At 69.6% G+C, this 12,965-nt stretch carries 11 protein-coding genes; 3 read left to right on the top strand and 8 right to left on the bottom strand.

The genetic code is table 11. From position 1 onward, the window contains the following. The first annotated feature begins 234 nt into the window (after window positions 1-234). Window positions 235-843 (top strand): DUF4360 domain-containing protein, encoded by a 609-nt coding sequence (locus tag WME79_RS19885; RefSeq protein ID WP_437538190.1) that lies wholly within the window; start codon window positions 235-237, stop codon window positions 841-843. Window positions 844-895: 52 nt separating this feature from the next. Here WME79_RS19885 and WME79_RS19890 read toward each other — a convergent pair whose 3' ends face one another. From WME79_RS19890 to WME79_RS19915, 6 genes are all read right to left on the bottom strand, one after another. After that, complete coding sequence (locus tag WME79_RS19890) at window positions 896-1,321, bottom strand: hypothetical protein (protein WP_437538192.1); 426 nt, start codon at window positions 1,319-1,321, stop codon at window positions 896-898. A 197-nt stretch (window positions 1,322-1,518) separates the two neighbouring features. Then, a complete protein-coding gene (locus WME79_RS19895; protein ID WP_437538193.1) occupies window positions 1,519-2,118 on the bottom strand; it encodes an RES family NAD+ phosphorylase in 600 nt (199 codons plus the stop codon). Window positions 2,119-2,270: 152 nt separating this feature from the next. Next, window positions 2,271-2,903 carry a hypothetical protein gene (locus WME79_RS19900; RefSeq protein ID WP_437538195.1) on the bottom strand — a complete coding sequence of 211 codons (633 nt, stop codon included), beginning with the start codon at window positions 2,901-2,903 and terminating at the stop codon, window positions 2,271-2,273. Window positions 2,904-3,086: 183 nt separating this feature from the next. Continuing rightward, a complete protein-coding gene (gene ligD, locus WME79_RS19905) occupies window positions 3,087-5,210 on the bottom strand; it encodes a DNA ligase D (RefSeq protein ID WP_437538197.1) in 2,124 nt (707 codons plus the stop codon). A 473-nt stretch (window positions 5,211-5,683) separates the two neighbouring features. Continuing rightward, complete coding sequence (locus WME79_RS19910) at window positions 5,684-6,619, bottom strand: hypothetical protein (RefSeq protein ID WP_437538199.1); 936 nt, start codon at window positions 6,617-6,619, stop codon at window positions 5,684-5,686. Window positions 6,620-6,820: 201 nt separating this feature from the next. Next, window positions 6,821-8,059 carry a hypothetical protein gene (locus WME79_RS19915; protein WP_437538201.1) on the bottom strand — a complete coding sequence of 413 codons (1,239 nt, stop codon included), beginning with the start codon at window positions 8,057-8,059 and terminating at the stop codon, window positions 6,821-6,823. Between the two features lie 779 nt (window positions 8,060-8,838). Between WME79_RS19915 and cysK the strand changes: the two genes are divergently transcribed. Next, window positions 8,839-9,831: a cysteine synthase A gene (cysK, locus tag WME79_RS19920; protein ID WP_437538203.1), complete on the top strand. Its 993-nt coding sequence runs from the start codon at window positions 8,839-8,841 to the stop codon at window positions 9,829-9,831. A 7-nt stretch (window positions 9,832-9,838) separates the two neighbouring features. Beyond that, window positions 9,839-10,831 carry a serine O-acetyltransferase gene (locus WME79_RS19925; protein ID WP_437538205.1) on the top strand — a complete coding sequence of 331 codons (993 nt, stop codon included), beginning with the start codon at window positions 9,839-9,841 and terminating at the stop codon, window positions 10,829-10,831. 28 nt (window positions 10,832-10,859) lie between these two features. On the opposite strand, the gene WME79_RS19930 is transcribed toward WME79_RS19925, so the two are convergent. Both WME79_RS19930 and mgtE read right to left on the bottom strand, forming a co-directional pair. Beyond that, on the bottom strand, window positions 10,860-11,150 hold the full coding sequence (locus WME79_RS19930) for a SelT/SelW/SelH family protein (protein ID WP_437538207.1): 291 nt from the start codon (window positions 11,148-11,150) through the stop codon (window positions 10,860-10,862). 39 nt (window positions 11,151-11,189) lie between these two features. Next, entirely contained in the window at window positions 11,190-12,623 is a 1,434-nt protein-coding gene (gene mgtE, locus WME79_RS19935; protein ID WP_437538209.1) for a magnesium transporter, read from the bottom strand. Window positions 12,624-12,965: the final 342 nt, after the last annotated feature.

A 12,965-nucleotide genomic window follows, 5' to 3' on the forward strand; every position in this document is an offset into this window, starting at 1 on the left:
TGCACTCCGGCTCTGGTCGAATGTCCGTGAGCCCCACAGGCCTCACATCATTCGATGGATTCCGGCCAGTCTCGCGGCGCCGCGCCGGGCGAGGGTGCCCCGCTCGAGTTGCGCGGAGCGCGCGGGGATCGCATGCTCGTCACGACATGTCGACCGGCGTGCGACAGCGGTGACGCGCGCGCCGGCGACGACGCACGGCGATGTGATGTCGCCTGACGGCGAAAGGGGGGGACGATGTTCCTGCGATGGGCGTTCGGCTTTTGTTCGGCGTTTTTCTTCGCGTTTCCTGCGCTGGCGCAGAATACGCGGATCGCGAACTTCACCTATGCTGGCAGCGGCTGCCCTGTCGGCTCCGCTGCCGGGGTGATCTCGCCTGATCAGAAGGCGTTGACCGTCATCTTCGACCAGTTCGAGGCGCACGCCGGCCCGGGCATCGGCCGCGCCTCGAACCGCGCGTTCTGCCAGCTGGCCGTGGATCTGCGGTTCGATCCGGGGTGGCAAGTCGCGGTCTTCGACGCCACGTACCGGGGATTCGCCGACCTGGAGGGCGGCGTCCAGGGGCTCCACGAGACATCGTATTATTTCTCGGGGTCGCCGCTCACCTCGGGGCCGCTCACGTGGAGCATGATCGGGCCGTTCACGAGCAACTTCTCGCGCACGGACAACTTCACGACCACGGTCTGGTCCGAGTGCGGCACCGTCCGGCCGCTCAACATCAAGACAAGCCTCTATGTCACGAACCGGTTTGCGCCGTCGAGCTCCGGGGTGTTGACCAACGACACGACCGACGTCCAGGTCCAGATCGAGTACGGCCTCGTGTACCGCCCCTGTCCCGGCCCCTGAGGTCGGCAGGGCGCCCGGCGCGCCTGGCGCGGCGGTGCCGCGCCGGGCGCGCTCACGCCACCAGGCAGCCGGCCGACGATCCTTGCATCGGCAAGATGGCCATGATCTCCCCGGTCTCCCCGAAGATCAGGAGCCGCGCGACGATGGCCTCCTTGCCTGTGCCGCACAGGGGCAGGAGCGCGAGCCGGGCCGCTGGCCCGTTCCCCCCCTCGAACTTGAGGGCGAGCAGCTGCTTGTCGTCGCACTCCTCGAGGAGCTCCACGTCCGCCTCGATCTGGAGCGGCGCCACCCGCGTGCACGCCTTGGCCTCGCCGAAGCTGTCCACCGTGCAGCGGTTGGGATCGAGCGAGATCCGGACCCGAGACGACCCCTGTCCGCCCACCGTGGTGATCTGGATCTGATGAACCGCAATCCCCTTCTGGAGCGGGATGGGCTCCACGAGATAGCCAGTTTCCAGCCGCAGATTCTTGATTTTCATCGGACCCCCGCCTCTCGGCCGTGCGTCCCGCGATCTCCGCCCATCGCGGCGCCGCGGCGGCGCGCCTGCTTCGAGGAGAAGCACCGGTTGTGCCGGCGCGCGCGCGCGGAGCCCGCACGCGCGCCCTGCTCCGCCATCGCGCTCGGCGGAGCGTCGTCGGCCGCCGTGCCCCCGCGCCGCCGTCCGCTCGTCAAGGCTCAGATGAGCCCGAACTTGTAGGTATCAAGAAGCCTGGCGAGCAGCGGGGCGTGCGCCGGATCTGCGAGGGAGCCGAGCCGGGTCACCTCGAGCTCCGCGCTGACGCGCTCGAAGAGGGCGGCGCAGATCCGGGTCGGATCGTGGCGCGCGGCGTACGCGATGCCGTCGGGTCGCCTCGGGTGGTCATGGATCGCGCGCGCCCAGCGGTGGGCGGCCCGATAGGACTCCCCCGAGGTCAGGCGGGCGTCGGCCCCGAGGCGCGCGAGCCCCTCTCCCGCGAGGTTCACGAGGCGCAGCGGCCGCCGTGGCGCGATGCGCGCGAGCCCCCGCGCGGCGAGCTCGCTCTGCTCCACGAAGCGCACGCCGGTCGCGTGGCCGAACACCTCGATGAAGGCGCAGCGCGCGTCCTTGCCGGCGTACAGCACACCGAACTCGCCGTCCGGCGCGTCGAAGCGATTGTCGCCCGAGCGACCGAAGTGCATCGGATCGCGCGTGAGCCAGTGGATCCGGAACCAGCTCCGCCGGAAGATCGCGATGGGGAGCGGCGACGTCGCGAGGTCGAGGGGCGGGTCCGGATGGGCCCCGAGCGTTGTCATCATGGTGACTCTGTTCCGCACGGACGTGCGGCAGGGCCGTCGACGCGCTCAACGTCCCGCACGTGCTCCGGGCCCGCGTGTCCGGGGTTCGCTGCGCGGAGCGCATTCGCCCGGACCCCTGTCGAGCGCGGCGGTCTCGTCATCGCGGCGCGTTCTCAGGCCGCGCCTTGCTCACCGAAGGTGCGCGCGGCGAGCCGCACGGGATCCAGCTCACCGCGGCGGAGCCAGTCGAGCGGCCGCTCGCCGTCGAGGCGCAGGTTGCCGGCGAGGAAGAAGCGGACCTTCGCCAGCGGGGGGTGCTCTTCGAGGAGGACCAGGATCTCTTCCAACCCCGGCAGCAGGCCCTCGTCCGCGAACTGCCATGCGGGGTAGAGGTGGCCACGACCGCCGATGCTGACGGCCAGCAGCCTTCCGGCGGCGCGCCGCGCTTCGATCGCCCGGGGCGAGAGGTGCATCCCCTCGCCGACCTCCTCGGCGGTGAGCGTACCCCCTTCGGCCGCGAGGAGCGCGTCCCTCGCCTGCAGGCCGCGGAGGCGGGCCGGCGTCAGCGGATCTGCAGCGAAAAAGAGGCCGACGGCGCTCGGCTGCGTGAGCGCTGTCACCAGGGCATCCGCATTGCTAGGCGACGCGACCACCTCGCCAAGCTCGCTCTGATCGAGCCGCTCCGCGACCTGGGTGAGCGCGTCGATGCCGCGCGCCAAGAACTCGACCCGCAGCGGTTCACCGTCGTACTGGTGAAGTCGCTCTGCAATTTCCGAAAGGGCGCTGGAGTCCCGATCCTTGGCCATGGCCGACCCAGGGGACGATGCAGCGCACACGCAGCGCCGTCAACCAAGCGCACGCCGCCTTTCTGCGTCATTACGACCATGCTGAACGGAACGTCAGTGAAAGCCATTCGCGGTGTCGCTGGTGTCGTTCTTCTTCGGTGAGCTCACCGGCTCCTGAGTTTGTCGGGGGCGTCGGGAAGCTGGTCAGAGCTCGACCTGCTTCAGCATCGCGCTGGTGATCGACTGGCGCACGCTCGTGAGCTCTGCCCATGGGTCCCGGATCGTGGCGAGGCGCTGCAGCACCGTGTCGATGGTGAACGAGGCGGGATCGAGCGGCGCGTCGAGCTCGTCCCACGAGAGCGGGGTCGCGACGGCTGCGCCGGGGCGCGCACGCGTCGAGTAGGGCGCCACAGCGGTGGCGCCGCGCCCGTTCCGCAGGTAGTCGACGAAGACCTTGCCGGCGCGCTTCGCCTTCGACATCGTCGCGGTGTACCGCGCCGGATCGAAGCGCACGAGCGCGTCGGCCACGGCCTTCGTGAACGCCTTCACCTCGTCCCAGCCCCTGCGTGGCGCTATCGGGACCACGACGTGGAGGCCTTTGCCGCCGGTCGTCTTGACGAAGCTCTGTAGCCCCAGCGACGAAAGGAGGTGCCGCGCCGTCCTCGCGGCGTCCGCCACGCGCTCCCACGGGAGATCCGGCGCTGGATCGAGGTCGAACACCATCCTGTCGGGCTGCTCGATCCGGTCCACGCGGCTCCCCCAGAGGTGCACCTCGAGCGCCCCCATCTGGACGAGCGACACGAGCCCTTCGGTGGTCTTGATATAGAGATACGTGCGCTCGCCGTCGTCCTCCTGGACGGCCATCCGCTGGATCGCCTCGGACAGCCCCTCGGCCTCGTGCCTTTGAAAGAAGCAGGGCTTGCCCTGGCCCGCGGGGCAGCGGACCAGCGTGAGCAGCCGCTTCTCGGCGTGGGGCAGCATGTGCTCGGCGATCTGTTCGTAATACCGGGCCAGCGCGAGCTTCGTGATCCCCTGCGCGGGATAGAGCACCTTGTCGGGGTTCGTCAGCGGCACCCCGGCGACATCGACCCGGTCCGCGCCGCTGCTCCGGCCCCCGCGCGGAGCCTTGCGGCTCGCCGTGCTCGCGGTCCCCCTCGGCGCCGCGCCCGCCGCTCTGTTTGGCGCCGCGCCGGCCGCCTCGCCAGGCGGCGATTGCGGTGGCGGCTGTTCGCGCTCGACGGTGACCGACTCCGGGGTGCGGTCCTCGCGGAGCCCTTCGAAGGAGGGGTGTCGCAGCCGTCCGTCGCGCGTCCACGCGGAAAAGCGGACCTCGGCGACGAGCCTGGGCTCGACCCAGCGCACGCCCCGCATGCGCGGCGCCCCTGAACAGGCCGGCGTGGCGCGCGCGATCGGATCGAGGCGGCTGCGCAGGGTCGTCAGCGTCTTGCTCGTGAAGCCCGTGCCGACCTTGCCGGCGTAGGCGAGCTTGCCTGACCTGTTCACGCCGACGAGGATCGCCCCCAGCCCTTTCCGGGCGCCGGACGGCTCGGTGAAGCCGACGATCACGAACTCCTGGCGCCGACCGCACTTCACCTTGAGCCAGCTGTCGCCGCGCCCGCTCCGGTAGGGGGCCTCCGGGCGCTTCGCGATGACGCCCTCGATCCCGAGCTCGCACGCGTGCTGGACGACGGCGGAGCCGTCCTCCGCGACGTGCTCTGTGTAGCGCAGGGGCCCTTCCTCGGGCGCTTCTGCGAGCAGCGCCTTGAGCGCCCGCTTGCGGGTGACCTGTGTGCACCCGCGGAGATCGCGGCCGTCGAGGTAGAGCAGGTCAAAGACGAAGTACATCAGGCGCCCCTCACGCCTGCCATTCCCGTCGCTGAGCGCGTTCTGGAGGGCCTGGAAGTCGGTCACGCCGTCCGGCCTCACAACGACGATCTCGCCGTCCAGCACGGCCTCCCGCGCAGGCAGCTGGGCGAGGTCGTCGCGCACCCCCGTGAACCGCTCGGTCCAGTCCTGGCCGCGGCGGGTCAGGAGCGTCACGCGACCCCCACGGAGCTTCGCGAGCATGCGATAACCATCGAGCTTGACCTCGTAGAGCCACCCCTCGCCCGGGGGTGGCTCGGTGACGAGCGTCGCGAGCTGGGGCTCGATCTCGCCCGGGAACGGCCCTTTCCGGGCGCCCTCGAGCGCATCCGCGTAGGTCAGCGTCGGGCGCGGGATCGCTGCGGTGGTGTCCGCCGCCCCCGTCGCCACGGACGAGCGCCGGCTGTCCACGTCGTCCGCCGTGACGCCGCGTTTGCGACGGGTGGTCAGGGTTGCTGATCGCACCGCTTGAGTCCGCCGCGCAGTGCCTTGTGCCTGTCTTTGTCCGGCCATCATCATGCCACCGTCTCTTTTGGTGGAAAAAGCAATTCCGATACCGCAATGGCATCTTCACCTGCCGGTGGTTTCCCGCTCCCAGGCCGTGACGAAGTCGGTTGAGCTCGGCATGCACGCCCCAGAATGCGGCGATCTGCCACGCACACGTCCTCACCCCCTGGCGCACAGGCTCCCGCGCAACATCCGAGTTCCCACGCCTGCCACGGCGCCTGGAATGAACAGGTGCGCAGGTCCGCGCGGGGGTTTAGAGCAAGGAAGGACGGACTCGATGAAATCGGCGAGAGAACGCACGCTTCACCGATGGTGCCGCGCGTCGCCGCCGCTGTGATCGTCGGATGGGCGTTCCGGACGGCGTGGACGCGTCAAGCGCTGCCGTGAGGGACGAGCGACTGGGGTACGTCCGGTGCTGGGCCGAGATCGAGCTACTGCAGTGCCTCGGAGACGCTCGTCGCGGTGATGGCCTGGTCATGCCACCGCTCCAGGGTCGCCAGCTCGACGCACGCCTCGATGCGAGCGTCGTCCAACGGGCTCAGCGCGAGCTGCCGGCGAGCGAGCACACGTCGCAGGGCGGCGCGGGCCTCGGCCAGACGTCCCTTGCCGATGCCCTTCTCGATGCCCCTTTCGATGCCCTTCTCGATGAGCCGCTCCTGGACCTGCGGGCTCGCTTCGAGCAGCACCTCGAGGATGCGCTGCCGCCGGGCCTCCACCTCCGGGTCCTCGGCCTTGCCGAACCTCCACAGGAGCTCCTCTCGGGTCGTCGCTGACATCGCCAGGTACTCTAGCATGGCCAGCACCCACTCGATGGGCCGGCGTCCGGCTACCCACCGGCCGAACTCGTCGAGGGCTCGCCCGGAACGGGCGACCAGGAAAGCTATCAGCTCGTCACGCAGGGGGAGCTCGTTCGCTGCAACCCACAGCACCCAGTGCCCGAGCGGCTCCACGCGGTAGCAGCCGGGCGCGAAGCGCCTGGGCGCGTACACCCGTTGCAACCACTCCGGCACGTGAGGAGCGACCAGCCAGAGCGGCTCGTGGCCCACCCAGGGCGGCGCCTCTTCCTCCTGCTCGACCCGCTGCAACTGCCTTGCCTGCCGCCGCAAGAGGGCTCGCTCTATCGCCTTCCGATCCACATGATCCCCGGCGAGCTTCAGCTCGACCATCACCTCCTCGTGGCCACGCGCCTCGGGCCAAGGCGCTGTCAGCTCCATCAGGAGAGCCGGGCGGTGGATCAGGAGCAGGCCATCGCACTGCACCTTCTCGAGCCGGATCTCCGGTGGATCCTGCCAGGTGATGGCACCTCCCGTGAGGCGCTCCGTCTCTTCGGCGAACGTTCGTTTGGCGAACAGGTCCGGTTGACCCATCGCGCTGCGCGGTAGCAGAGGACGATCGCAGGAGCCAGGGTCAATCGCAGATCAGCGAGATCCGCTGGCCGCCTTTCTCACCAGCACTCGCTATCTATACGCCCAAGGCCACCCCGTAACGAATTCTCAAATGAAGACGCCCCGGTCTCCGTAATACGCTTCTCCGTACCGACGTCTCGCGCCCCCCCGACACGCGACCCGTCATTGCGCGGGCGGCTCGCTCCAGTAGCGCACCAGATCAGGCACGGCGGTCTCCGCCATGCGGGTGAGGTGCCTCACGTGATCTGGCTTCTGGGTTCCCGGATAGCCGCGGACGTGGAACGCGCCCCTGTGCGCCTCGGAGAGGGGGACGAACCGGAGCTTCGCCTCGCTCGCCTCCCCGGTCAGGTCGTAGATCGCCTGCTCGTCCGCGCCCGCGCCCGGAGAGCGCTGCGCGCCCGTGAGCTTGAGGAGAGCGTCCGTGCTCTCGTGGGTGCCGGCGTAATCGCCGTTCGGGGTGATCTCCGAATGGGTGATCGACATCAGCTTCTTGCCCTCGGCCGCCAGCTCGGCGAAGCGGCTGAACGGCTTGAGGCGCTCCATGTCCAGGCTGTGATCGAGCGGCATGTAGCCGGTATGGATGCCGTCCAGGAGGAGCACGGCGTCCACCTTGTCGGTGAACCCCGGCTGGTTCAGGAGCCCGCGAACAGCGGCGTACCCAGCGCTGAACGCCGAGAGCGCGACGCGCCGAAGCCGGGCGCCGCGCAGCCCGCGCGCCTCGAGCGCCACCTGCGCCTTCGCCATCAACGCCGGGAGATAGGAGCGGATCGAGAACTGGGTCTCGTACGCACCGGAGCTGATGCCCAGATTGATGATCATCACAACCGCGTTGAGCCGGGCGCGCTCGAACCCCGCCTGCACAACGTCGTTGACCCCGTGGAAGTGGATCACCAGATCGTACGCCCCATCCGCCGAGGCGAAGGAGGCGGGGATGGTGATGATCCCGTCAGGGATGGGGATCACCGCCGTTCGATCGAGCGTCGCGTCGGCGCGATCCGCGGCAGCGAGGGCCGGCTCCGCCGTTTCTGCCGTCGCCTGGGCCGGCGCGGCCGCTTCGGCCTTCGCCTCGACTCGCGCCGCCGCCCCCGTCGAGCGCAGGACGGCCGCGGCGGCCGCGGCAGGCTGGAGCGCCGAGCCCGCGCGGAGATCGAAGCCCGCCGCGCCGAGCTGCATCGAGACGAGCGCGCCCACCACCGCTGCGAAGCCCAGGCCGGCACCCGCGCTCAAGGCGATCAGGCGCGACGTGGAACGCCGCGTCGGAGATGCCATGATCGGAGCTGGCGATTCGAACGGCATCGCCATGCCCCCAATCGACGCCGGTGGACGACGGAAAATTAAAGTGGGTTCGTCCTCGTCATGGGGCAGTTGGACCTCCGCGCAAGGGGGCTCAGCGGGGAACATGTCAGCGATGATGCGAGGCCTATGCCACTCATGGCAAGAGCTAAAATTCTACATGATAGGTTCGCATGCGCATGCGTCAAGGAAGTGGACCTGGTCCGACGTGGTCCCATGGTGGTTCATCGTTTGACCATGCGCCCATGCCCAGGGAAGCACCTTGCTCACGCACGCAGCCCCGTGATTCCGCGATTCGTGAGCGCGCGTGAACACCTCTGAGCCGTCCGTGCTCCGACGTGGCACGGCGTGGTACGACGTGAATGTTCAAGCGCCAGCAGATCAGGAATGACGCGTTCCGGCAAAATCTCTCATGAATTGGCCGCTATCACCGCCACCTTGGTCGCGCTGCGTCATCACATGCGCCCCATGGGAGCTCGGGACACCCGAGCGCCGGCGCGGTGAGGTCGAGACCGTGCCGAAGCAGGCCAGTCCGCCCTCCGAGGATGATCTGGATGGCTCCTGCGCTTCGCGCAGAGCGCGTAATCGAGTTCGCGCCATCGCACGACCGCGCATGGCCGGACTGACCTCCATGCGCCTGGGTGTCTCGCCGGCCCCTGCGCGTCGACCGTTGCACGTCCAACGGTTCACCGGGAAGGCGCGCTGAGCGCGGCGCGCGCCCGCCGGGCGAGCTGGCGCGACGGGTGTCGCCCCAACGTCAGCGACGGACGACGCCGCCCTGCGCTCTGGAAATGCGGCGCGACCGAGGCGCGGCGCACGTGGACCTTGACAGCGAGGGGCGCCTCTGGATCTCCTCTTTCCTCCCTACTCACCCGCACGGGCCCCCCATGACCAGCTTCCCCCGCGTCTACGACGACAACACCCAGAGCATCGGCCGCACGCCGCTCGTGCGCATCCGCCGCGTGATCGACGGCGCGCGCGCGACGGTGCTGGCGAAGATCGAGGGGCGCAACCCGGCGTACTCGGTCAAGTGCCGCATCGGCGCGGCCATGGTCTGGGACGCCGAGCAGCGGGGCGTGCTCGGCCCTGGCAAGGCGATCGTCGAGGCGACCAGCGGCAACACCGGCATCGCGCTGGCCTTCGCCGCCGCCTCGAGGGGGATCGAGTGTGTGCTCAGCATGCCCGAGACGATGAGCATGGAGCGGCGCAAGGTCCTCATCGCCCTCGGGGCCAAGCTGCTCCTGACGCCGGGCCCCAAGGGGATGAACGGCGCCATCGCCAAGGCCGAGGAGCTGGCCGCCTCCGACCCCGGCCGGTACGTGCTGATGCGGCAGTTCGAGAACCCGGCGAACCCCGCGATCCACGAGACCACCACCGGCCCCGAGATCTGGGACGACACCGCCGGCAACGTCGACGTCCTCGTCTCGGGCGTGGGCACCGGCGGCACGATCACCGGCGTCAGCCGCTACTTCGAGCGCGGCCGCGGCCGCGCCCTCCACTCCGTCGCCGTGGAGCCGGTCCACTCGCCGGTCATCTCACAGACGCTCGCCGGCCAGCCGCTCACCCCGTCCCCGCACAAGATCCAGGGCATCGGCGCCGGCTTCGTCCCGAAGAACCTCGACCTCTCCTTCGTGGACCAGGTCGAGACGGTCTCGAACGACGAGTCCATCGCCATGTCGCGGCGCCTCGCGTCCGAGGAGGGCATCCTCTGCGGCGTCTCCTGCGGCGCGGCCATGGTCGCGGCGGGCCGGCTCGCGAAGGATCCCAAGTGGGAAGGAAAGACCATCGTGGTCATCCTCCCGGACGCCGGCGAGCGGTACCTCTCGGGGCCCCTCTTCGAAGGAATGTTCTCCGAGGTCGAGGCCATGAAGGCCTCGTGAGGTCGACGTGAGCAAGAAGTGTGATGCTGCCCCCTCCGAGGCGTCGGCCGACCTGCACGGCATCGTCGACGCGCTGATCGCGAGCTACCGGGAGGATGCGCGCGGGCATCACATCAACAAGCGCTTCACCCCGTCGCGCCAGGAGATCACCGAGATCATCGATCTCCTGCTCCAGATCTTCTACCCGGGCTATCACGGGCGGCAGGACCTGTCGGACGAGGACCTGCTCTACCACGTGGGCACCCTGGTCTCGACGCTGCGGGACAAGCTGGAGCGACAGATCGAGCGCTGCCTGTGCTTCCAGGACGAGACCGTCGACGCGGGCCGACTCGACGTCCCGAGGTGCCGGCAGCGGGGGCGCGACGTGGTGCGGGTGTTCATTTCCCGGCTGCCAGAGGTCCGGCGGCGCCTCCTGCTCGACGTGCAGGCGGCCTACGACGGCGATCCGGCGGCTGCCTCGATGGACGAGGTCATCCTGGCCTATCCAGGCCTCCTCGCCGTGACGGTGCACCGGGTCGCGCACGAGCTGTACCTGCTCGGCGTGCCGCTCATGCCCCGGATCATGAGCGAGTGGGCGCACACGAGGACGGGCGCCGACATCCACCCAGGCGCCAACATCGGTGACAGCTTCTTCATCGATCATGCCACCGGCGTCGTGATCGGCGAGACGACCGACATCGGCGAGCGCGTCAAGCTCTACCAGGGCGTGACGCTCGGCGCCCTCTCCTTGCCCCAGCACTCGCGGGGCGCGCGCGGCCTGAAGCGCCACCCCACCGTGGAGGACAGCGTCACCATCTACGCGAACGCCACGGTCCTCGGCGGCAAGACGGTGCTGGGGCAGGGGAGCGTGGTGGGCGGCTCGGTGTTCCTCACGAAGAGCGTCGCCGGCGGCCAGCGCGTCGCGATCGAGGCCCCGAGGCTGCGCGTCGCGTCGCCGCCCCACGGCACGCCCGCCGTCAGCGTCTCCGATCTGGACAGCATCCTCGACTTCGACATCTAGAGCGGCGCTCGCCCGATCAGGGCGCCTCTCATCGATCGGAGTGGCCGAGAGGGCGCTCCGGGGCGACGCGGTCGCGGATCGCCTGCTTGAGCTCCTTGGGCTCGGGGAAGCGCCCTTCGACGGCGCGCGAGAAGAGCGGCGCGCCGTCGAGCGTGACGTCGAAGATGCCGCTCGCGCCTGGCGACAGGAGCACGTCGATCTCCTCCGGGAAGGTGATCAGCAGCTCCTGAGCGAGCCAGGCCGCGCGCGTGAGCCAGCGGCACTTGGGGCAATACCGGATCGCGACGAGCGGCCGTTGCGGGGCGGGAGCGGTGTCCATGGCAGGATCGTAGCGCGGGCGCGCAGCGCGCGGGCAGGCTCAGACGAGGAACGCCTTCGCCAGCCCGAGGAAGATGAAGAAGCCCATGCTGTCCGTGGTGAACGTGAGCAGGACGCTCGACCCCTGGGCCGGATCGCGGCCCAAGCGCTGGAGCACGAGCGGCACCGCGCACCCGACCATCGCCGCCACCACGAGGTTCAAAAGGATAGCCGCGGCCATCACCAGACCGAGCGGGATGCTGCCGTAGAGGGCGGCGGCGGCGAGCCCCACGAGCGTGCCCCAGACCGCGCCGTTCATCAGGCCGACGAAGAGCTCTTTCTTCAGGAGGTGCCCCGTGTTCGCCCGCGTGAGCCGGTCGAGCGCGAGGCCGCGGATCACGAGCGCCACCGTCTGATTGCCCGTGTTGCCGCCGATGCTCGCCACGATGGGCATCAGCGTTGCCAGCGCCACGAGATCCTGAATGGTGCTCTCGAAGAGGCCGATGACCCGCGAGGCCAGGAACGCCGTGACCAGGTTGACGACGAGCCACATCCAGCGGTTCTTCGCGCTCGTCCATGCGGGCGCGAAATAGTCCTCCTCTCCCGCGAGGCCCGCGCGCAACAGCGCCTCGCTCTGGGCTTTCCGCCGCAGGAAGTCCATCATCACATCCACCGTCAGCCGGCCGACGAGCTTGCCGCGCTCGTCCACGACCGGCGCGGCGATGAGGTCGTAACGCTCGAACGCCCTGGCCGCGTCGCTCGCGCGCTCCTGGGGCGTGAAGCTCACCACGTCCGTGGACATGACCGCGCTCACCTGCGCGCCCGGCTCGCGGAGCAGCAGGTCCTTGAGCGAGAGCGCGCCGCGGAGCACGTTGCGCGCGTCGACCACGAACAGCCTCTCGGTGTGCGGCGGCAGCTCGCCCCGCCGGCGCACGTCGTCGAGCACGCCGCCGATGTCGCGGCCGTCGCGCACCGAGACGAACTCCGGGCTCATCAGGTGGCCTACCGAGTCGTCCGGGTACGCGATCGTCGACTGGAAGAGCGACTGCTCGCGCGCGTCGAGCGACTGGTACACCTCCGCCACGATCTCCGGATCGACCGACTCGCTGATGTACGCCAGATCGTCCGGATCGAGCTGGTCGAGCAGCGCGACGAGGCGAGGGCGCTCCGTCTCCGCGACGAGCCAGTCGCGGACCGACCGCGAGGACTCGAGCAGCACCTGTGCGGCGTGGTGGGGCTCGAGCTCAGCCCACACCACAAGGCGGTCCGCCTGCGGGAGCACCTCGATGATGTGGGCGAGGTCCGCCGGGTGCAGATCCCTGAGCTTTCTCTGCAGCAGGGCGAGATTTTGCCGGTGGACCAGCGCCTCGACGAGCTCTTTGTTCTTGCTCTCCTGCTTGTGCGTCAGCGTCTCGATGACGCGTTGCTTTTCGAGCAGGGTAGTCACCAGGTTCAGGCTCTCTTGCAGTTTCTCCTGGGACCTGGACGTGCTCATGGCGGCTCCGGGGGCGGGGGCGCGCCGAGCATAGCCCGGGTCCGCGCGGCCGGGCGCATGCCGCGTGCGGTCGCGCTCGCCGTATTGACCGGACCCCATGGCTCATGGTTCTGTCGGCCCGATGAAGCGCGCGTTCGATTTGTGCGTGGTTGGGCTCTCGCTCGGAGCGATGGCCTGTGGACCGGGCCTGGAACCCGAGGTGGTCGTGCATCCTCCCCGGCCCACTGCCTCGCCGGAGAGCACCGCCAGCACGACCAGCGGCGGGTGTCCAGCGATCGGCCACGCCGAGCCGCTCATCGTCGACTGGCTCACGACACGCCGCTCCGATCTCGGGCTCGCGAT

Origin of the sequence: Sorangium sp. So ce726, assembly GCF_051521405.1 — a bacterium.
GTDB lineage: Bacteria > Myxococcota_A > Polyangia > Polyangiales > Polyangiaceae > Sorangium.